The sequence below is a fragment of the Bacteroidota bacterium genome (assembly GCA_025059945.1).
Taxonomy (GTDB): domain Bacteria; phylum Bacteroidota; class Rhodothermia; order JANXDC01; family JANXDC01; genus JANXDC01.
The window spans coordinates 62,475-83,333 of the sequence record JANXDC010000005.1 but is presented as its reverse complement, the minus strand read 5'-3'; the positions used below and the strand labels follow the sequence as shown (position 1 = coordinate 83,333).

Genomic DNA, 20,859 nt, shown 5'->3' with positions numbered 1-20,859 from the left:
AATTGCGGTGTGCCTATGGGTCGCAAGCTGCGAATACTGGGGCTGATGCTGTGGGCGGGCTTCGCCCCCCTGTGGGCCCAGACCGGAGGCCCGCCGCGGGAACCGGCTGAGGGGCCCTTTGCGCAGATCCAGAGCGCCTTGTCGAGCGGCGCGGTGCGGGCCCTGGTGACCCTAGTCAAAGAGGGCGTGGAGATCGCTGTGCTGGAAGAGCGCGACCTCTACAGCCGTCGTCAGGCCGAGTACGTCCTGGGCGCGTTCTTTCAGCGCTTCCCCCCCGCCGGTTTTCAGTTTCGCCACCGTGGGGGCGCTGACGGCAGCTCTTATGGCATAGGGGTGTACACGTATCGCGGCCCCGATGGTCGCCGGGGGCAGCTGCGCGTCTACGTGCTGCTCCGCATGGGTGAACGGGGATGGGAGATCGAAGAGCTGCGCTTTGAAACCTGAACACCCCATGCGTTGCAAGAGGCTACAGCGAGGACGATGCGCGCGTATCGTCCTTTTTGCGTATTTCGGAGGGGGCCTCTGCCTGTTTGGCCTGTGGGGGCTGTGGGAGTATACGCGCTGGCTTCGCTGGGATGAGGCCGAAGCCCGAGCCCGCCAAAAGGTCCAAGAAGCCATCCAGAACGCATGGAGGGGGTTTGAGGCTGAGCTACAAGGGCGTGCCACGCAGCTAGTCCGTCATCCCATCGTGCGCCAGGGGCTAGAGGGCCAGACTTGGACGCTGGTGAGCTGGCTGGAGCAGCTGCGCTGGGAGGAGGAGCTCTGGAGTGTGGATGTTCTGGACCCCGATGGTCGGGAGCTGGCCTGGCGTGGCCAGCGGATGCCCCTGGCCGCAGAAGGGAGCGCTCAAGGGCCGCAGGGCGAGCTCATCGTGGAGCCGGGCCGTCGGGTGTACTTGGTGGCGCTGCATCCCGTGCGGACTCAAGATCGCCTGCTCGGTTTTGTGCGGATCGGGCGCTTGCTCCGTTCCTGGTTGCCCGTGCAAAACGCCTATATCCGCGAATACGATTGGGTGCGACCTTGGCGGGAGCGATGGGGTAGGGGGATTGAGATCCATTGGCTAGGGTCCGTAGGTGAGCCACAGGCGAATATGGCCGAAGGTGCGCCCTTGCGTCTATCGGACGGCCGCATGGTAGGGCTGGTGCGCGTAGGCCGCCTAGAGCGCCCCCTCGCGTTTCTGCCCTGGTTTGCCCAGGCCAGCAAAGGCCTGTGGGCGCTCTGGCTCATCTTGGGGTGCGTCCTGCTGGCGCTTCGATGGGGTCCTCCGCTGAATGGCCCCCGACCCGAGCTCGCCTTGCTTGTGTGGAGCCTTTTCTGGTGGGCTTTTCGATGGGCGCTTCAAGCTGTGCCGTGGACGGGGGAATGGTTCCGACCGGTTTGGCTTGGATCCGGAGCTTTGGGGAGCTTGAGCCGCTCGCTAGGGGATTTGTTGCTAACGGGCCTTTTCGCCTTCGGCTGGGCGCTCGGCCTATGGCGGTGGGCCCGTTGGCCGCCGGCTTTCCTCCCGACAAACACCCTCTGGGGGCCGGCTTACGCGTTTTGCGGACTCTTTCTGGGCCTAATCTGGGCGGGCCTGGGGAGGCTCTTGGAGCAGCTGGCCGTTGATTCCACGCTTACGTATCTCGCGCTACAGGGGCTATTGCCGGACCTCCCCGTGATGGGGTTATATGCGGCCCTGTGTCTGCTGGGGACGGCCATGCTGCTTGTGGGCCTTTGGCCTTTGGGGCAGCTGGAGCGGCGATCTCCGCCCTTGAGCCCTCTTGCGGCGGCGACCGCGCTGTTGGGAGGCCTTCTTGTGGCCGGCGTCGCAAGGCCTGCGGCCTGGGATCTGCACCTGGCCTTTTCCTTCGGGGCGACGCTGGCGTACACGCTATGGCGCCTGCGCTCGCAGGGCGCGGGCGGGCCGCTACTGCCCTATGGGATGGCCCTGCGTTTTCTGCTGTTGGCCCCTACGGTCCTTGTGCTGCTTTTGTATCCGCTATGGCTGCGGGCGGTGCGCGCGCAGTGGCGGGTGCAGATGCAGGAGCTCGCCCAGCGCCTGGTGCGTCAGGAGGATCGCTGGGTGATGTTCACCTTGGAACAGGCGTTGCGCCAGCTACAAGGCGAGCCTGAACTGGCCGAGGCGTTGCGCCGGTCCGGGGGCTCGGTGGATTCCCTGTTGGCCGATATGGGGCTATGGGCCCTTTTGCGCGCCTTACGCGGATATCAAATCGAGCTGCGAGTATACGACCTACTGGGCCGCGGCCGCAACCATCCACCGGAGGCGATTGTACTGGGGCCCGCTCTTCCGGAGCGGCTTCCGGCTGACTGGATCGCCTCCTATTACCGGCAGGTGCGCCGAGCTGGACCTTGGGTGTACGTGGTGCCCGGGCGTTCCGGTCGTCAAGAGCGCTATGAGGGGGTGGCTCCGGTGCTCACCCCGGACCGCCGCTTCTTTGTGGGCTGGATCGTGGTCCGCGCTGTGCCGACGGGCCTGAGCACGCTTATCGACATGCCCCTTCCGCGGGTGCTGGTGCGCTCGGAGATGTATGCCGATTGGCAGGCTCGCTTCGCTGTGGCCGTCTTCGAACGCGGACAGCTACTGCGCAGCCGGGGTGGGGCCTTTGCGCGCCATCGGCTGGATCTGCCGGCCCTCACCCAGGACCAGTGGCGGCTGGAGCGCGAGGGGGAGCGCACGTATTGGACCCTCTATCGCCCCGCCGGACAAGAACGCGTGGTGGCTGTGCGTGCGGAGGCCCCAGCCGGGCTGTTGCATCTGTTTTTCGCCTTCCAGCTGTGGCCGCCGGCGTTTGCGGCCGCTCTGTGCCTGTTGTTGGCCCTTAGCTTCGCTCTGCCCCGAGGGGTGCTGTGGCGGTATCGGCGTTTCCGGGACAAGCTTTTCGACGCGGTGCTGCTTCTGTCGTTGCTCGTGTTCATCGCCGTAGGCGGGATGGCCTACCGGGTTATCCGACAGCAGAACCTAGAGCAGCTGCGGCAGCAGGTGCGCGGGGATCTCGAGACCGTACAGGCGTACTTGGGGCGCGCAGGAGCCTGGGAGACGGCCCGGTTTCGAGTCGCCAGTGCGCAGTTGGACTCTCTGGCCCAATTGCTGGACGTGGACATCAACCTTTATCGCGAAGCGCGGCTAGAAGCCACAAGCCGGCCGGCGGTCTTTCAGTACCACCTGCTCGACGATCGGTTGCCCCTTGCCGTGTATCGGCAGCTCTATGGAGAAGGGCTGCTGGAGGTATTTAGCCGCACGCAGATCGGACGTTTTACGTTTTGGACGGGCTATCGTCTTTTGCAGCAGCCCCCCAGCACCTTCCGCGGCGTGTTGGCCGTACCCACGCTGCCGCAGCAGCAGCGCGTCGAGCTGCAGCTGGCCACCACGATGGCCTACCTTATCGGCGCCTATGCGGGGGTATTGCTTGTTATGGTGCTCCTTGTGGCTTTGTTGGCTGACGCCGTCGCCGCCCCTCTGCGGCGACTGCGGGCTGGGCTGGAGCGGGTGGCCCAGGGGCGGCTCGATGAGCCCATTCCGGTGCGGACCGAAGACGAACTGGGGGAGCTGGCTCGCTCCTACAACGCCATGCTGGCCGAGCTGGATCGCTCGCAGAAGGCCCTGACCCGACAGGCCCAGGAGCTGGCCTGGCGCGAAATGGCCCGACAGGTCGCGCACGAAATCCGCAACCCCCTTACGCCCATGAAGCTGAGCCTTCAGTACCTGGAACGCAGCTACCGGGAGGGCCGCGAAGACTTCGGCGACCTGTTCGCGCGCACCGTGCGCGTGCTGCTGGAGCAAATCGAAACGCTCAGCCGCATCGCCTCGGAGTTTTCCCACTTCGCCCGCATGAGTCCAGCCCCCCCGGAGCCGCTGGACGTGCGAGAGGTCCTGCAAGAGGCGGCCGCGCTTTTCGAGCAGCATCCGGGCATCCGAATCAACTGCCTGTTTCCGGATCAACCTCACGTCGTGCGGGCCGGACGCGAAGACCTGCGGCGCGTTTTCGTGAACCTGCTGCAAAACGCCATACAAGCCATGCCCAAGGGCGGAGAGGTGCACCTGGAGCTCAGGGCCCAAAACGGATACGTGCGCGTGGCCGTATCGGATACCGGTCCGGGCATCCCGCCGGAGATCCGGGACAAGCTTTTTTTGCCGAATTTTTCGACCAAATCCAGCGGCATGGGCTTGGGCTTGGCGATCGTGCGCAAGACGGTGGAGGACCTGGGGGGACGGGTGTACTTCGAGACCGAACTGGGCAGGGGAACGACGTTTTTTGTGGAACTTCCGCTTCAGGCGGGCGTTTCGGCCTCGGCGTCTTCATCGGAATCGGAAACGACGGGCGGAACATGACGAACTGGCCCGATCCGAATCTGCATCCGCAACTGCTGCGCAAGGCCTTTCAGGAGCGCCTTCGGGGCACGATGGGCGAGTGGATGGAGATGGAGTTCCGGGAGGTAGGCCCCGATCGGCTTGTGCTGCGCATGCCCGTATCAGAGCGCCACAAACAACCCATGGGCCTGCTGCATGGGGGGGCCACGGCGGCCCTGGTGGAAACGGTCGCCTCCTTCGGCAGCGCTCTGCATTGTCCGCCCGGTTCGATGCCCGTGGGGGTGGAGATCAACTGCAACCATCTGCGTTCCAAGACTGGCGGATGGGTGGAGGCCATCGCCAAACCCCTGCATTTGGGCAGGCGCCTGCACGTCTGGGACGTACGCGTTCGCGACGAGGCCGACCGGCTTGTAGCCGTTGGCCGCTGCACGATAGCCATCGTTCCCGTGCGACGGGCTGATCTGCCCGCGGCGGAGGCGGATCCGGAGGCGGCCTTGGAGCGCCTGCGCGAGAACGCCCGCCTCACGGACAACCTCTCCGACGAAGTCGCCCAGGCCGTCCTGCAGTGGGCCGAAGCCCAACTGCGAGCCGGCCTCATACAGCCGGATCGTCTTTTTGCATTGCTCCGGCGGCTCAATCTAGAGGGGCCCGCCGATCCCGAAGAGGCCCTCAACAGGGCCCAGGCCCTGCTTAGTGAATCCTGAAAGCCCTCCGTATGCTGCGTCGCGCCGCACCGTTGCGATGGGTAAGCGGGCTTATCCTGCTTGCGGCCTTGGCCTACTTGGCCTACCGCGGCGGAGCAGGGGAGCTGCTACGGCGGCTTCTGCCGAGCTCGGAGGTTCCCGCGCCCCCGCTTGCCCCCTCGGAGGCTGTCGCGGTGCGCCAGGGCAAGTGGTTTACGGCCTACTTTACGCGCCCCCGCTATCCGGATCGGCCCGAAACGCGCCGCGGAGGGCTGGATGAGGTCTTTGCAGCGGATCTTGAGGCCGCGCGCCGCTCCGTTGACATAGCCGTCTTCGATCTGGACGCCCCCCGCATCGTGGAGGCCCTCGTGCGCGCTCACAGACGAGGGGTTCGGGTCCGGCTGGTTCTGGATGCGGAAAACCTGTCTGATCCCCGCATGGCGCGCGCCGTGCGCCGGCTAGAGGCCGAGGGCGTACCCATCGCGTGGGATCGACGACCGGCCTTCATGCATCATAAGTTCGCCATCCTGGACGGGCGGGTGCTCTGGACCGGCTCCTGGAACATGACGGAAAACGAGACCTACCGCAACAACAACAACATGCTTCGGCTGTCGAGGCCCGAAATCGTGGCCAACTATGCTTGGCGTTTTGAGGCGCTCTTCGCAGGCCGCTTCGGGTCCTACGACAGGCGGGAGATTCCGCATCCCGTAGTCAAGCTTCCCGAAGGGGCGCGGGTGGAGACGTACTTTTCGCCTCGCGGCGGGGCCGAGCGGGCCATCGAGCGTCGCTTGGCCGCAGCGCAGGAGCGCATCCTGCTAATGGCTTTCGCCTTTACGGCCAACGGGCAGGCCCGTTGGCTCATCGCTAAGCATCGGGCCGGTTTGCAGGTGCGCGGGATTTTTGAAACCCGAAACGTGGAGGCCGCCGGGGCGGACTTCGAGCGGCTCAGGCGCGAGGGCCTCGACGTGCTCAAGGATGGCAACCCATACGTGATGCACCACAAGGTCTACGTGATCGACGGCCGTATCGTCATTACGGGCTCGTACAACTTCACGGCCAACGCCGAGCGCGCCAACGAGGAGAACCTCCTCATCATCGAAGATCCGGAACTAGCCCGCTACTACGAAGAGGAATTCGCCCTGCTGCGCGCACAGGCGCAACAGGCCCTGGCCCAGGCCCCCTTCTTAAGAAGGCCCTAGGGCGCCTTCGAGCTGCTCCAGCTGTCGGATCGCGTCCCGCAGTTCGGCTGCGCGCTCAAACTCCCAGGCCTCGATGGCCTCTCGCATCTGGCGCCTGAGTTCCGCTATGAGCCGCTGCCGTTGCTCCGGCTTCAAGTACGAGACCAGCGGATCTACGACCTGCGTTGGCTCGGGCTCTACGTAATAGCGACGCCGCTCCTGACGCGCGGTCAGGTGATCGGCCACCGCGGTCGTCTGCAGGATCTGCTCTGGTCGTTTGCGCACCGTCTGCGGGACGATGCCGTGCCGCCTGTTGTAGGCCTCTTGAATAGCCCGGCGGCGGCGGACCTCTTCGATCATGCGCCGCATGGCCTCGGTGACCCGATCTGCGTACAGGATCACCTTGCCGGCCGCATTGCGCGCAGCCCGTCCGGCTATCTGGATCAGGGACCGCTCGGAGCGCAAAAACCCCTCTTTGTCCGCATCCAGGATCGCCACAAGCGCCACCTCCGGAAGATCAAGGCCCTCGCGGAGCAGGTTGATTCCCACGAGCACGTCGAACTCACCTAGCCGCAGATCGCGCAGGATATCCACCCGCTCCAGGGCATCGATCTCCGAATGCAGGTAGCGGACGCGAAAACCGAAACTCACCAGGTAGTCCGTCAAGTCTTCGGCCATGCGCTTGGTGAGCGTGGTGACCAGGGCTCGCTCCCCGCGCTCGACCACGCGCCGGATTTCGTTCATAAGGTCTTCGATCTGGTTGCGCGTTGGTCGGACCTCCACCTCTGGGTCCAAAATCCCCGTGGGACGGATGATCTGCTCCACGACCACCCCGCCGCATTTTTCTAGTTCATACGGACCCGGGGTGGCGCTGACGAAGATGACCTGCTGGATCAGGGATTCGAATTCGTCAAAGCGCAGCGGCCGATTATCCAGGGCGCTCGGCAGCCGAAACCCGTGCTCTACGAGCACCTGTTTGCGGCTGATGTCTCCGTTGTACATGCCGCGGATTTGCGGGATGGCGATGTGGGACTCGTCGATAATGAGCAGGTAGTCTCGCGGAAAGTAATCGAACAAACAATACGGCCGCTGGCCAGGCGCGCGGCCGGACAGATGCCGGCTATAGTTCTCGATCCCGGAGCAGTAGCCGAGCTCCCGCATCATCTCCAAATCGAAGCGTGTGCGCTGCTCTAGTCGCTGGGCCTCCAGGAGCTTACCCTGAGCCCGCAATTCGGCTAGGCGCTCCTCTAGCTCGGCTTCGATGCTGCGTATGGCCCGCTCCAACTGTTCAGCGGGCGTAACGAAGATCTTAGCGGGATAGATGCTAACCGCTTCCAGATGGGCCTGCGCCCTCCCTGTGAGGGGATCGAGGCGCACGATTTCTTCCAGCACATCCCCCCAGAAGCCGAAGCGCAAGGGAGCGTCCTCATAGGCCGGGAAAAGCTCCACGAGATCGCCTCGGACCCGAAAGGTGCCGGGTTCCAGGGTTTCATCTTGGCGCGTATAGAAGACGTTGACCAGGTGCGACAGCAGCTCATGACGCCGCAGCGGCTGTCCGGCTCTAAGGTGCAGGATCTGGCTGCGGTAGTCCTCTGGTGAGCCCAGCCCGTAGATACACGAAACGGAGGCGACCACCAGCACGTCGTCTCGACCCGATAGCAGGGCGCTTGTGGCCCGCAGCCGCAGCCGGTCGATCTGTTCGTTGATGGCGAAATCCTTTTCGATGTAGGTATCTGTGGCCGGCAAGTAGGCCTCGGGCTGGTAGTAGTCGTAGTAGGAGATGAAGAACTCCACGGCGTTATGCGGGAAGAACTGCTTGAACTCCCCGTAAAGCTGCGCGGCGAGCGTCTTGTTGGGGCTGATCACCAAAGTGGGTTTGTTGACCTGGGCGATCACGTTGGCGATGGTAAACGTCTTGCCCGTGCCCGTGGCGCCCAGCAAGGTCTGGTATTTGAGGCCGCGTCGTACCCCCTCGACGAGCTCTCGAATCGCCTTAGGCTGATCACCGGTGGGTTCGTATTCGGAGACAAGCTGAAACGGCATTCTTTGCCCCCCTCTTCCAGAGAGCAAAAACGGGCTGGTGTGGGGTTCGGTTCCGGCTTTTTCTTCCGGGCAGGTATCGGGCCCAGGTGGGATGTAGAGCCGGAGCGCTATTTTTTCGCGCCTTGCGTAGCCCTAACTTCACGGCCGTGTTGCGTCTAGCCGGTATCTGGAAGCGCTTTTCGGATCAGGAGGTGCTGCGCGGTATCGACCTGGAGGTCGCGCAGGGGGAATGTTTTGCTCTGCTAGGGCCAAGCGGATGCGGCAAGACCACCTTGCTGCGGCTCATAGCCGGCCTTGAGCGGCCCGATCTCGGCCGCATTTGGCTTGACGGCGGGGATATCACCGAACTGCCTCCGCAGCGGCGACCTGTGGGGATGGTCTTTCAAGATTACGCCTTATTTCCCCACCTGAACGTGCTGGAAAACGTGGGCTTCGGGCTAGCCGCGCGAGGCCTGGCACGCTCAGCACAACATGCGCATGCGATGCGCATCTTGCGGCGGCTGGGTTTGGAGCGGGAGCTGAGCAAGCCCGTCTCCGCTCTGAGCGGTGGTCAGCAGCAGCGCGTAGCCCTGGCCCGTGCGCTCGTCCTGGAGCCTCGTCTTATGCTCTTTGACGAGCCGCTTTCCAACCTGGATGCGGCGCTGCGCGAGCAGGCTCGCACGGAGCTTAAGCGCCTGCAGCGCGAGAGCGGGCTTACGGCCATCTACGTAACCCATGACCAGCAGGAGGCTCTAGCCCTAGCCGATCGGGTAGGTATCCTGTGGCAGGGGCGGCTGGAGCAAGTAGGCACGCCGCAGGAGGTCTATAGGCAGCCCGAGACCGAGTTCGTGGCTCGTTTTCTGGGCGCCAACGTGCTGCCTGAGGCGCCCTGGGTGGAGGCTTGGGGGTTGCGTTCCGAGCCCGGGCACCGATGGGCCGTACGTCCGGAGGACTGGGACGTCAGCCCGGATCCGGCCGGCTGGCCCGTGTTGGCTCGGCAGTTTTTTGGGCTCTATGTGGAATTGCTGGTGCAGGCTGAAGCGGAACCTTTGCGTGTCTGGGTGCCGGCCGATTTCCCCGAGGCCTTAGCCGTTCGGATACGCCCGCGAAGGCCGGTACGCGTACGGGCCACCGGCTAGGCAACTTTGTTGTAATCCGACCGAGCTAGAGTCTAGGCGCGTTGCGCTTCAGGCGCTGCGCGCGTATTTTCACGCGCCCTGCTTGCCGATGATCGGCCCCATAAAAAGGCCTTTTCGGGAGCTCGCGGAGGGCTGTTACGGATCACAGGAGGCTTGCGGATGGCGTCACCACAAAACACACTGCAAAACCTGCTCAAGGGTGTCTTGGCCGTTCTTATCGCCGTATTGGGCTATCTGCTCTATCGCTCGATTACAGACCCGTGGCGGGAGTACGAACGCCAGCAGCGGATGACGGAGCTCGTCCGCATCCGCATGGACAACGTCCGAACGGCCGAGCGAGAGTTCTTTCGGGCCTTCGGCCGCTTCACGGCCAACTGGGATTCCCTGATCCAGTTTCTGAAAACGGACTCGCTCGTGCAGGCCAGGCTCGATAGCCTGTTTCCGGTCTACGTCGGCTCGCGTTTTGTCCCGGATTCCCTGCCCTTCTCCCCGAGAACAGGTAAGCGCTTTATCCTCTTCGTCAACGATACGGCGAAAGTGTATTTTCTCAAGGACCCCGACGGGCCGGACTTCATCGGGGACTCCGTGGACGCGACCAAGGTCCACGTGGCTAGCTGGGAGTGATCGTCGGCGCCCTCCATGGATCGCCTCAGCGTGGGCATCGCCTTCGAGGGCTCGGTGCTCTATTATGCCGAGATCGAGCATCAGCCCTTAGCTCGGCGGCTGGTGCGGCTGGGGAGCTGCGAGTTCTCTTTTCCTCTGGAGCCGGTCTTGTTGGGGCCATCCCCCCCGCCGGGGCAGCTGGACACAGTTCGGCAAGCGCTCGAAAGCGTGCTGGGGCGTTCCTTGTCCAGGCGCCTTACGGTGAGCGCGCCGCTCTCGGCATTGCCACATGCTTTCATCCCCTTGCCCCCGGACGCGTCCCCGCAAGAGCAGGCCCGAAGCGCCTGGTGGGAGCTTGAACGGCTCTACCCTGTTCTGGAGCCTTCCAAGCACCGATTGCGCTGTTACACCCATCATAGACCCGATGAAGCGGGGGCGGTGCTTGCGGTAGCCGTCTCAGAGGCCTTATATGAGCGCTGGCGGGAGCTCGTACGTCCGCTGGCGGTAAAATCGATCCACATCGCGCCCACGCTTGTGGCCGCCGAACGGGCTTTCGAGGTTTCTTTCGGAGAGAGGCAGGAGCAGGCGATACTGCTTGTGGGCGCGTATCACGAATACACGGAAGTGGCTCTCAGGTGGCAGAGCGCCTGGGCGGCCGCGGCGAGCTACCCCGTTGGTGACGCCCTCAACGCCCTGTATTTCGGCCTGCGGCTGCTGGAGGCGCATCGGATCGGATTGTCCCATCTGGGGCGCGTCTATTACTACACGAACGCCGAGGAGTCGGCATTTGGGCAGACGCGCGAAGTGTTGCGTTGCCCGATTGAGCCCTTAGATCCCTTCGCCGGGCTTGTGCTCCAACGGCACCGTCTACCGCCGGATCTGCCGCTTTCTACGTACGCGCTTCCAATCGGCGCGGCCCTGGGGCTATGATGCGCATCATCGCCGGGGCGTTCAAAGGACGTCGCCTGTACACACCGGCTGGTGTGCGCATCCGGCCCACAAGCGAGCGCGTGCGCGCGGCCATCTTCAATTTTCTGCAACACCGCGTCGACTGGCCTCGGGTTCGCGTCCTGGATCTTTTCGCCGGGACTGGCTCTTTGGGGCTGGAGGCCTTGAGCCGAGGGGCGCGGGGCGTGACCTTCGTAGAAAGGCATCCCGTGGCGTGCGCCCAGCTTCGGCGCACCCTCGATTCTTGGGCGGTCTGGGAGCGGGCCGAACCGGTGTGCATGGCCGTAGAACGCTATCTGGAGCGGGCTCAGGAGCCCTTCGAGGTTATTTTCGCCGATCCCCCGTATCATTACCGGGACTACCCGGATTTGGTGCGCCGCATCCAGGCCTCGGCCGTCTACGGACCTAACACGTGGCTGGTGCTCGAACACGGCCCCGGACTTCTCTGGGAGGCGCAGCCGGACTGGATCGATACGCGCCGCTACGGCCGCACGATGGTGAGCTACTTTCATTCCGAACCTCCGCCGCCCTGGGAGGGTTCTGCGTCATGAGGCGCGCGCTTTACCCCGGCACTTTTGATCCGATCACCCGAGGCCATCTGGACATCCTAGAGCGGGCCTGCCGGCTCTTTGACGAGGTGTGGGTGGCCGTGGGAGTCAACCCAAAGAAGCAGACGCTTTTCTCGCTCGACGAGCGGCTGGCCCTCATAGAGCGCTGCGTGGGCTCTTGGCCCCAGGTGCGGGTGGTGGCCTTTGAGGGACTTTTGGTGGATTTCGCCCGATCCGTGGGCGCCTGCGCCGTAATCCGGGGGCTGCGCCAGGTGAGCGACTTCGACTATGAGTTCCAGATGGCGCTTACAAACCGTCGTATGGCCCCCGAGATCGAGACCGTTTTCCTCATGCCCAGTCAAGAATACACCGTGCTGTCCGCCTCTTTGGTCCGGGAGATCGCGCACTGGGGCGGTGACGTAAGCCCATATGTGCCCGATCCCGTACTTGAAGCGCTTCGGTCTCGGTTACAGAAGGGCTCGGAGCCGCGTGCCGGAGAGCAGAAAGTCCAACACTAGCAAGCCCAGGGCCGCAAGCAGCAAGATCGGATAAAGGGGTTCGCGCAAACCGGGGCCCGGAACCACGATTCGATATCGCTCCAGTTGATCGATCTCCCGGTAGATGCGCTCCAGGCTCGTGTTGTCCGTTGCCCGAAAGTAACGCCCGCCTGTCCGAGCGGCGATCGCTTCCAAGGTCGGTTCATCTACGTCCACGCGCACCATCACGTATCGGCGCCCCAGTATAGAATCCTCGATCGGATAGGGCGCTTCGCCGCGCGTGCCGACGCCGATCGTGTAGACGCGGATGCCGAATTGCCGGGCCAATTCGGCCGCTGTCTCGGGCGCGATAGGGCCGCGGTTGTTCTGGCCGTCTGTCAGGAGCACGATCACGCGGCTTGGCGCCCGGGAGGTGCGCAGCGCGGCCACGGCCGTAGCCAGGCCCATGCCGATGGCCGTGCCGTCTTCGAGCAAGTCGGGCCGCAGGTCATCTAAGATGCGCAGTAGAAATCCGTAGTCCGTTACCAGAGGCGAGGCCGTGTACGCCTCGCCGGCGAAGGCCACAAGGCCGATGCGGTCTTGGGTGCGGCTCTGGATAAAGGCGCGCGCCATCGCCTGGGCCGCCTCAAAGCGATTCGGACGTAAGTCCTCGGCTCGCATGCTACCCGAAAGATCCAACGCCAGCACGATATCGATGCCCATGCGCGCCTCGGGGGCCACGCCGAAAGTTCGCTCTGGGCTAGCTAAGGCCAGCACGCACAGCGCAAACGCTCCGGAGCGCAAAAGCAGCGGTACAATCCGAAACCAGAATGAGGTCCCCACAGCGGCCGGAAACCTTGAAACGGGAACGGCTCCCCAGCGCCGCTCTCGCCAGAAGTGAAAGCCCCAGTAAAACGGAAGCAGACCGAGCAGAAGGAGCCAATGCGGATGGGCGAAAGTGATCATCGGCGTCTTGCTTCTGGGCCCAGCAACATGCCCAGCAAACCCAAGGCGGCTTCACGAGCCCTCTGAGCCTGTTCGGCTGAAGCTGGGTATCGGGCGAACTTGACCAAGTCGGCCTTCTCGAGGAGCTGGCGCAGCAGACTTAGGGCCGATTCCGGCCAGCCGCGTTCTCGGGCCAGAGCTAACAGCTCGGAACTGGTGCGCTCCCGGGCCGGAAGCCCAGCCTCCTCGGCCAGCAGATCGCGCAGCGTATCGACCAACTCCTCGATAAATGCCCCGGGATCGGAGCCCTCCGTCCAAAGGAGCCGACGCAGGCGTTCTTGGGCCCGCAGACGAGCGCGGTAAACCCCGGGCTCCCCAAAGTACAGCTGAACACGCCCTTTGTGGATGACGAAAAGCGCCCATAGGAGCACAAGGCCCAGTAGGATGTAGGCCGGCCATCGGGCCTCCGGGGCGGCCATGGATGCGCTCTTTAGGTCCGCCAGATCGCGCATCGTATCTGGCAGGGCGGAGAGCACCCGCAAGGGGGGCGCGGCCACGGTGAGCGATCCGCTCCAGCCGGAAGAGGCGCGAAGCGCCAAACGCCAAGAAGGCTGCACCACGGTGTCCGCAGCCAGCAAGAGCACGACGACGAGCAAGCTATCGCGTCGCCATCCCGGCCCTACTGGCTCGGCCGGCCAGCGCGCAAAGGCCAGCACCTGCGCAAGCTGGCTATCGACCTCTGGGGGCGCAAGCCAGTCCAGCGTCATGGAGTCGGGATGTTGCACCACGAGGACCCAACTGGCCCGATCTCCCAGCTCTGCTCGTTGGGGTGCGCTCCAATAGGAGCGCACCACGGGCTCTGCCTGCCGGCTGGCGAGCAGCAAAACGGCTAGCGCCGCCGCGCAGATCATGGCCTTCTGCTCCGATTCCGGAAAAACAGGACGAGATCCCTTACAAAGGGACGGCTTACGTCAATTTCGATCGCGTCTACAGAGGCCCTCCGGCATCGCTCCTGCCATCGAATCCGCTCTTGCGCATAGACGCGCGCCCAAGATCGGCGCACATCGGCCCGAAGCGTGTCCAGCCACCGCAGGCGACCCGTCTCTAGGTCCTGAGTCGGTACCCAGCCAACGGGCTCTAGCTCCGCCTCGCGGGGATCAAAGAGGCGGATGAAGACCACATCGTGTCGCGCGCGCAGCATGCGCAGCTGTTTGCCGTATTCGGAGGCCCAGCCATCGGAGAGCACGAGCACGATGCTGCGGCGTCGCAGCAGGCGGCGGGCGAACTCCAAGGCCCCCGCCAGGTCCGTGCCCCGGCCTTCGGGACGAAAAGCCACCAGTTCCCGCAGGATCCGAAAGCCGTGTCCGCGCCCCTTACGGGGCGGCAGAAAGCGTTCGATGCGATCGGAGAAAAGCACGAGCCCTGTCCGATCCTGGCTCTGCAGCGCGCTCAAGGTCAGAAGGGCCGCGATTTCCGTGGCCGCCTCGGCCTTAAGACGGGAGCGTGACCCGAAGCGCAGCGAGGCCGACACGTCCAACAAGATCAGCAGGGTCTGCTCCCGCTCCTCTTCGAAGACCTTGACGTAGGTTTCCCCCATGCGGGCCGATACGTTCCAATCGATCGCCCGCACCTCATCGCCCGGCTGATACGGACGCACTTCGGTGAAGGTAAGCCCCCGGCCCTTGAAGGCCGCTTGGTACTGACCGGCAAAGAGTTGGTTGACAAGCCCCCGCGTGCGCACCTCTAGGCGGCGCACCTGGGCTACAAGTTCGCGGAGCTCATAGGCTTGCACGAAGCCAAAATAAAAAGCCCGCCTGGATAAGCCAAGGCGGGCTCGCGTCGGGCAACCGGGATTTGAACCCGGGACCCCTACCACCCCAAGGTAGTGCGCTACCAGGCTGCGCCATTGCCCGAGCGGAAGACAAAATTCGCATCCGGAACCGGCAAACGCAAGCCTGCTTCAGGGCTCCTCATGGATGTCAGGCAGATCGTTTTCGTACAGCACCACATCGCCCGGCCGCAGCCGCTGGCGTAGGTGTTCGTTGGCCTCAAAGAGGTTCCGGAAAACCCGCACGCGTTTCTTAGGAAAACCCGCCTCCTCTAGCCCCTCCCGAATGGGCTGGGCGCGCTTGGATCCGATAAGCAGCACCTCGTCGGCGTTCTGCGCGATGATCCGGCCCAGCTCGCGGTTAAAGCTCGCCTCCTCGGGGCCGAGCTCCACCATGCCCGGGGTGACGACGAAGCGCCTTCCGGTGCGGAACTGCCCCAGGATCTCCAGCGCGTTACGCGCCCCAACGGGGTTGGAGTTGAAAGCGTCGTCGATGATGTAGACGCCATCCCGCTCGATCAACTGCAGCCGATGCGGAACGGGCTCCAGGCGCGCCACCGCGCGCCGGATCGCCTCCATCTCGACGCCCAGATGTCGGGCCACGGCTACAGCCAGCAGGATGTTCGTCACATTATGGCGGCCCAGCAGGCGCGTGCGCAAGGTGTGCGCGACGCCCGTGGCGCTCTCCAGAAGCTCGAACTCCGTGCCCCAGGGCCCATAACGAATCTCTCGGGCCACGTAGTCGGCCTCCGGCCGTGTCGAGCTCACCGTGCGCACCACAACGTGGCGCGTGCGCGCCGCGTCCTCGGCCAAGGCGGGGTAATCTACGTTGAAGACCGCCATGCCCCCCTCGGGCAAAGCCTCGATAAGCTCGTACTTGGTGCGCCGGATCGCCTCCACGGAGCCAAACGTCTCCAAGTGGGCCACGCCGAGGGCCGTTAGCACCCCAATGCGCGGACGGGCGATGGCGCACAGCTCCCGGATATTGCCTGGATATCGAGCCCCCATCTCGAGGATGAGCACCTGATGATGGGGACTGAGCTGTTCGTTGATCACCTTGCATATCCCCATCGGGGTATTATAGCTGCCGGGCGTGGCCAGCACGTGAAAGCGGCTCTTTAGGAGTTCGGCCAGGATAAACTTCGTGCTCGTTTTGCCGTAGCTACCCGTAATGCCGATAACGAGCAGCTCAGCTGCGTCGGCGAGCTTGGCGCGCGCCCGGCGTTTGAAGCCCTCCTGGATGCGGTGTTCTAGGGGTTTAAGCAGCCACGCCGCCCCGTAAACCAGGGCCGGAATAGCCAAAAGCGCTCCGTGCAACCCGGGCAACCAGGCCCCCCAGTACGGCGCAAGCCCTAGGAGGGCCTGCCCGAGTGGCACAAGCGCTGAAGTCAAAAGCAGAAGCAGCGCGCTCACAGAAAGAAGCCGCCTGAGGCGCCAAGTGTAAACGAGCGGCTTTTTTTGTCGGGATCGCCGATACAGGGGAGCCCGGCTGATCCAGTACGCGGATAAGCCAGCCCCGACCAGCAGGGCGACCTCCGGTCGCGGGGTCCACCAAGATCCCAGCGCCAGCAGGGCCATGCCCAGATCCGTCGGCGTGAGCACTTGGGTCCGATGCTCGGCCAGCCATTTGCGGTAAAAGCCGAAGGAATAGCCCTCAAGTTGGAGCACGTGCAGGAAAAACCGAAGCCGGATCCAGCCGTAGTACCCGGCCGCTACCAACGTAAGCCCAAGCCCAATCCAGTCCAGCAGCCCCATGTCCACTAGCTGTGCAAGAACTCCCGCACAAGGTGGCATACAGTTTTGGGCGCATCCTGCAGCAGATGATGGCCCGCCTGGGGTATTACGTGCAGAAGCGCCCCCGGGATGCCCTCCCGGAGCCGATACGCCTGATCTAAGGGTGTAACCCGGTCCTGTTCCCCCCACAAGATGAGGGTGGGAAGGCGGATTTGCGGCAACAGGCCGTCTAGGTGATCCGTTACCGTGCGTACCAGGACTTCGCGCATGACCCCGTGGGCCTGTCGATAGTCGCGCGAGCCCAGCATACGCCAGAGCGCGCTTCGGCGCAGGCGGTCTAGGGCCCTGTCGCGCCACAGCTCAGGCAACATCCGGAGCGGAGCTTTAAGCGCCTCGGCTGCGGTGTGCCGCGCATAGTAGCGCCAGGTGCGCCGGGGACGAAGACCCGCCGCGCTGAGCAGCACCAGCCGCTCCAGGGGGCCCCTAAGCTGTGGATCGGCCGCCCAGCGAAGTGCGATGCGGCCGCCAAAAGAGTGCCCGATCGCCGCAAGTCCTTCTGCAATGCCTTCGCGCCGTGCTAGCTCCGCTATGGCTTCTGCATAACGCTGTACGGTCCAGGCCTCCGGTGGCGGAGGACTATAGCCAAAACCGGGTAGATCGATGGCGTACACCCGATGTTGAGGGGCCAGAGACGTCACCAGAGGGGCCATGGCCTGGGCGTTGGCCCCCCAACCATGTAGTAAGAACACCGGCCGGCCCTCGCCATGGACGCTGTAGCGAATCGGGCTAGAGAAGATCGTTTGATGCCGTGTGGGGTGGCGCATCGCGCAAGCAGGGCCAAGTTAGCGCCCTGGCGCGGGCCGTTGCAAAACACGCCTCCGCCATAGCCATAATCCCATCGCGCTCAGCAGGAGCGCGGCGGCGAGGGCCAACGTGAGCCCAGACCGGGTCCTGCGCGGAGGGGGGAGGGCGACCGGCTCAGGGTGCCCGTAGAGCACAAACGACGCCCAGAAGAACGGATGCCGGGCGATCCCGGGTGCTTGGGCTAGATAGTCCAGGCGGGCCAGACGCAGCGCCTCATCGCGCCCCTGCCCGGAACGCAGATGCATATAAAAGCGCCCCACGATCCAGGCCGTTATGGCGTCATCGACCGGCCACAGGCTCCCGATCAGGCTGCGGGCGCCGGAGGCGAAGAAGCCGTAAGCCAAGGACAGCAACCCCTCGCCCACGTAACCCGGGCCGCGGGCTGTGTTGCAGGCGCTGAGCACCACGAGCTCCGCGCGCAGCGGACGGGCCAGGATTTCATGCAGCTGCACAAGTCCGTCGTGTTCCGCCGTAGGGCTTAGCAAAATCGCCGAACCCGACGGGTCGGCGGGATCCACCACGGCGTGGGTGGCGATGTGCAGCAAAGAAGCGTTCGTCGCGATTCGCCAAAAGGCCTCCTCGGTGGCCTCGGCGGCTGTGAGCACATCCGCCCGTTCGAAGAGCTGTTTCAGCAGCACAACCTCGCGTCGGGCCTCCGGCAACGCCGGAAGTCCGGCCGAAGCGAAGCGCGCCGGAAGCCGATCCGGATACCCGAAGGCCACTACAGAAGGTTTCAGGAGGGTATCGGGCTGGTAGGAGGCCAACAGCCGCAGCGCCGGGCTGTAGGTAATGGCCCAGCGCTTAAGGGCCCACTTGGCGTCCTCTAGGGCATGCCGATCCGAAGGAGGGCGATACAGGAGCATCTCAAATGGGAGCCCGTACAGGGGTTCATCGGGCACCAAGAGCAAGCGCGCGACACGGCTGAGCTCCCGCTCCAGCGGCTCCAATAGAACGCGATATAACGCCCAGAGCGTGTCCGCGGCTAGGGGGGCGCTATGGAAACTCGTAGCTCCCCGTAGCCACGGCAACCCGCTCAAGGCCGAAGCCAGCCGGCTTCTGTTGGTCGGCAGGCTGCGGACCGAAACCGAGGTCCCTTGTAGCAAAAAGACCCACGCGCTGTCGGGTTCGATAAAGTAGACTAGCCCGAGTCGGTTTTGCTCCTCCAGCAGGCGACCGATCGCCCGCAGTTTCTCCCGAGAAAGCGCAACTCCGAGGGATCCGCGCCGCTGGTAGCGCGTCCAAAGCAATTCGGCTTGGCTGATCGCCTCCTCTACGCGGTCTCGTTCCGGCCCAGGGGGCAGGAGGGCCCGACGGGCGTAGAGGTCGCTCAAGTGGTCCTGCACCCGTTCGAGGTCGCGAGCCTCTTCAGGGGAAAGCCGAGCCAGGAGCCGGCGTCGTCCCATCAGGTCCTCTGCGTATCGCCCGCGCGTTTGCTCCAAGACCAGCAGGGCCTCTTCGAGTCGGCCCTGAGCGAGCAGCACGCGGACCAGCCCCCGATAGGGCTCTTGCCACTGGGCGAACGCCCCGGGAGCCCAGGGCGTGCCGGCGATCGAGTGCCGGCGCTGTTCCGCTAGCCTACAGGCCGCGCGCAGCGCGAACTCGGCCTCTTGCAAACGCCCGGAGCGCCGATAGGCCTCGCCTAGCAGGCTGAGGGTCCACAACGTAGAGCCCCGCACTCCAAAGCGATGCGCCCAATCTAAGGCTCTAAGGGCGTAGGAGACGGCTTCCTCTGCCCGGCCCCGATTGAGGGCGAGGTCGCTCAGGCGCGTATAAAGGCGGACCGTACCTTCCGGCAGCGTGTGGAGTTTGGTGAGCCGCAGCCCGGCCTGCAGCGCCGCTCCGGCGCGCTCCGGGAATCCGGCCTCCATCCAGAGCCACCCCAAGAGCTCATAGCGCACAACGGCCCGCCCCCATTCTTGGGCTTGTATCGCCTCCTTAAGCGCCTGCTCTTGCAGGACGATCCCTTCGCGGATGCGGCCGGCGCGATACAAGGCGAAGGCCCGTAGCGAGGACCACAGTGATCGATGTTCAGAAGCGACCGAAGCGGCGCGCAACACCTGTTCTGCCCGGCTTAGCCACCGCATCGCGCGGGCCGTGTCGGAGAGGACTAGATACACGCTGGCGACGGCGTTCTGGCTGCGCACGAGCTCGTTCGGATCGGGAGGCCTGAGTTGCGCAGCCTGCTGCGCGGCCGCTAGATACTGTTCTAGCGCGTCCCCATAGCGCTCCAGCTGCTGCAGCACGTACCCGAGCCGATAATGCAGGCTGTAAAGCAGGCGGGGCCGCTTGCGTTTTTGAGTTAAGTAAAGCGCCAGCGCCCGCTGACCGGCTTCCCAAGCAGGCTCCCAAAGCCCCATGGCTATGTAGGCCTGCGTTTGTACGGAATGGCCGTGCACCTGCGCCATGGAATGGTCTAGAAGCTGAGCGCGGCGCAGAAAGCGCTGACTGCGCACCAGGGCCTCATAGGGTCTTTCTTGCAGCGTTTGGCGGATGGCTACGTATTCAGCCCTAAGCTCCTCAGGCAGCTCCTGGAGGATGTCTGGGGAGACCTGTGCCTGCATGGGCCCAGAGAGGCACAACAATAGCCCCACCGCTGCTGGAAGCCCCTTGCGGACCTGTTGCGTCATGCTGACGTTAGGCGTCTTTGTAAAGACACACCCCAAGCTAATATAGGGGGCTTATGGCCCAAACCGAAATGGAGGCAGGGGACCCATGGAGCTGCTTTGGGAACGTTTTGATGACGAAGATGAGGCATCCGGGGGAGGAAAGGGCAAAGGAGGCTCTGGGGGAGGGAGCTCTGGCGGCGGGGATCCAGAACCCCCGTCGCCTCCGCCGCCAGATGGACGGGTTTAGTCGCGACTGGCCCCGAGCAGGAGCGAAGCCACCACAAGGGCGGCGGTTTCTGTGCGCAGCCGGCGTGGTCCCAGGCCACAGGGGGTCACCCGATGGGCGCAGGCTTGATTGAACTCCTCTGGAGTGAACCCCCCTTCGGGCCCGATCAGCACGCTCAAGGTGGCTCCTTGAGGAAGCGGAAGGGGTAGCAGTTGCCCCAATGACGGGAATTCGAAGCCGGGGCCGTGGGCTATGTAGCGCCAGCGCGATCGGTCCCGCTCCAGCCACCGCTCAAAAGGGGTGAGGGGCCAAAGCTCAGGCAGGCGGCTGCGGCCGCTCTGTTTGAGGGCTGCTATGGCCACGCGTTTTAGCCTCTCCGGGCGTATCTGTTGGCGTTCGCTGCGTCGTGTGCGCAGCGGCACGATGCGCCGCACCCCCAGTTCGGTGGCCTTTTCCACCAGCCAGGCAAAACGTTCCTCTTGTTTAAGCACCCCCACGGCTAAACTCAACTCGTAGGGGGGCTCTCCTAAATCGCGCCGGGTCTCGAGGATTTCCCCCTCGGCCTCCGGGCCCAAGAGGCGGCGCAGGCGCACCGTGTGGACGGCTCCTTGTCCGTCGGTGACCTCAACCAGATCCCCCACCCGATGCCGAAGCACCCGCATCAGATGCTGGGTCTCTTCCGGGGGAAACCGCAACACCGGGGGGCTGATGTTAGATGCCGGACAGAAGAATCGCTCCATTCGCTATATA

Annotated in this window: 16 protein-coding genes, 1 tRNA gene and 1 pseudogene; 9 read left to right on the top strand and 9 right to left on the bottom strand. The window is 64.3% G+C overall.

Annotated features, from left to right (window positions below):
* The first annotated feature begins 15 nt into the window (after window positions 1-15).
* The 4 genes and pseudogenes from NZ993_04280 to NZ993_04265 all read left to right on the top strand — a co-directional run bounded on the left by NZ993_04280 (window position 16) and on the right by NZ993_04265 (window position 6,191).
* Window positions 16-444 carry a DUF4783 domain-containing protein gene (locus NZ993_04280; GenBank protein MCS7155010.1) on the top strand — a complete coding sequence of 143 codons (429 nt, stop codon included), beginning with the start codon at window positions 16-18 and terminating at the stop codon, window positions 442-444.
* 7 nt (window positions 445-451) lie between these two features.
* Window positions 452-4,330, top strand: a complete 3,879-nt coding sequence (locus tag NZ993_04275) for an ATP-binding protein (GenBank protein ID MCS7155009.1) — start codon at window positions 452-454, stop codon at window positions 4,328-4,330.
* Between the two features lie 71 nt (window positions 4,331-4,401).
* Window positions 4,402-4,758 (top strand): annotated as a pseudogene (locus NZ993_04270) (PaaI family thioesterase).
* A gap of 266 nt (window positions 4,759-5,024) precedes the next feature.
* Window positions 5,025-6,191, top strand: coding sequence for a phospholipase D-like domain-containing protein (locus NZ993_04265; GenBank protein MCS7155008.1), 1,167 nt, complete (start codon window positions 5,025-5,027; stop codon window positions 6,189-6,191).
* On the opposite strand, the gene uvrB is transcribed toward NZ993_04265, so the two are convergent.
* Window positions 6,177-8,213: an excinuclease ABC subunit UvrB gene (uvrB, locus tag NZ993_04260; protein MCS7155007.1), complete on the bottom strand. Its 2,037-nt coding sequence runs from the start codon at window positions 8,211-8,213 to the stop codon at window positions 6,177-6,179. The two genes, NZ993_04265 and uvrB, sit on opposite strands and share 15 nt — an antisense overlap.
* 122 nt (window positions 8,214-8,335) lie before the next feature.
* Between uvrB and NZ993_04255 the strand changes: the two genes are divergently transcribed.
* The 5 genes from NZ993_04255 to coaD all read left to right on the top strand — a co-directional run bounded on the left by NZ993_04255 (window position 8,336) and on the right by coaD (window position 11,948).
* Complete coding sequence (locus NZ993_04255; GenBank protein ID MCS7155006.1) at window positions 8,336-9,331, top strand: ABC transporter ATP-binding protein; 996 nt, start codon at window positions 8,336-8,338, stop codon at window positions 9,329-9,331.
* A 159-nt stretch (window positions 9,332-9,490) separates the two neighbouring features.
* Entirely contained in the window at window positions 9,491-9,955 is a 465-nt protein-coding gene (locus NZ993_04250) for a hypothetical protein (protein ID MCS7155005.1), read from the top strand.
* 15 nt (window positions 9,956-9,970) lie between these two features.
* Window positions 9,971-10,864, top strand: coding sequence for a hypothetical protein (locus tag NZ993_04245; protein MCS7155004.1), 894 nt, complete (start codon window positions 9,971-9,973; stop codon window positions 10,862-10,864).
* Window positions 10,861-11,433, top strand: a complete 573-nt coding sequence (gene rsmD / locus NZ993_04240) for a 16S rRNA (guanine(966)-N(2))-methyltransferase RsmD (protein ID MCS7155003.1) — start codon at window positions 10,861-10,863, stop codon at window positions 11,431-11,433. Before NZ993_04245 ends, rsmD begins: the two co-directional genes overlap by 4 nt.
* On the top strand, window positions 11,430-11,948 hold the full coding sequence (coaD, locus tag NZ993_04235) for a pantetheine-phosphate adenylyltransferase (protein ID MCS7155002.1): 519 nt from the start codon (window positions 11,430-11,432) through the stop codon (window positions 11,946-11,948). Before rsmD ends, coaD begins: the two co-directional genes overlap by 4 nt.
* On the opposite strand, the gene NZ993_04230 is transcribed toward coaD, so the two are convergent.
* From NZ993_04230 to NZ993_04195, 8 genes are all read right to left on the bottom strand, one after another.
* Window positions 11,898-12,872: a VWA domain-containing protein gene (locus tag NZ993_04230; protein MCS7155001.1), complete on the bottom strand. Its 975-nt coding sequence runs from the start codon at window positions 12,870-12,872 to the stop codon at window positions 11,898-11,900. The two genes, coaD and NZ993_04230, sit on opposite strands and share 51 nt — an antisense overlap.
* Complete coding sequence (locus NZ993_04225; protein MCS7155000.1) at window positions 12,869-13,762, bottom strand: hypothetical protein; 894 nt, start codon at window positions 13,760-13,762, stop codon at window positions 12,869-12,871. Before NZ993_04225 ends, NZ993_04230 begins: the two co-directional genes overlap by 4 nt.
* Complete coding sequence (locus tag NZ993_04220) at window positions 13,759-14,643, bottom strand: DUF58 domain-containing protein (GenBank protein ID MCS7154999.1); 885 nt, start codon at window positions 14,641-14,643, stop codon at window positions 13,759-13,761. Before NZ993_04220 ends, NZ993_04225 begins: the two co-directional genes overlap by 4 nt.
* Window positions 14,644-14,690: 47 nt before the next feature.
* Window positions 14,691-14,764, bottom strand: a tRNA-Pro gene (locus NZ993_04215).
* A 47-nt stretch (window positions 14,765-14,811) separates the two neighbouring features.
* Window positions 14,812-16,473, bottom strand: coding sequence for a UDP-N-acetylmuramoyl-tripeptide--D-alanyl-D-alanine ligase (locus NZ993_04210; protein MCS7154998.1), 1,662 nt, complete (start codon window positions 16,471-16,473; stop codon window positions 14,812-14,814).
* Complete coding sequence (locus NZ993_04205) at window positions 16,440-17,237, bottom strand: alpha/beta hydrolase (GenBank protein ID MCS7154997.1); 798 nt, start codon at window positions 17,235-17,237, stop codon at window positions 16,440-16,442. Before NZ993_04205 ends, NZ993_04210 begins: the two co-directional genes overlap by 34 nt.
* Before the next feature lie 18 nt (window positions 17,238-17,255).
* Window positions 17,256-19,904, bottom strand: coding sequence for a CHAT domain-containing protein (locus NZ993_04200; GenBank protein MCS7154996.1), 2,649 nt, complete (start codon window positions 19,902-19,904; stop codon window positions 17,256-17,258).
* Window positions 19,905-20,126: 222 nt separating this feature from the next.
* The gene (locus tag NZ993_04195) at window positions 20,127-20,849 is read right to left on the bottom strand and encodes a 16S rRNA (uracil(1498)-N(3))-methyltransferase (protein ID MCS7154995.1); all 723 of its coding nucleotides are present in this window, start codon (window positions 20,847-20,849) and stop codon (window positions 20,127-20,129) included.
* Window positions 20,850-20,859 lie beyond the last annotated feature (10 nt).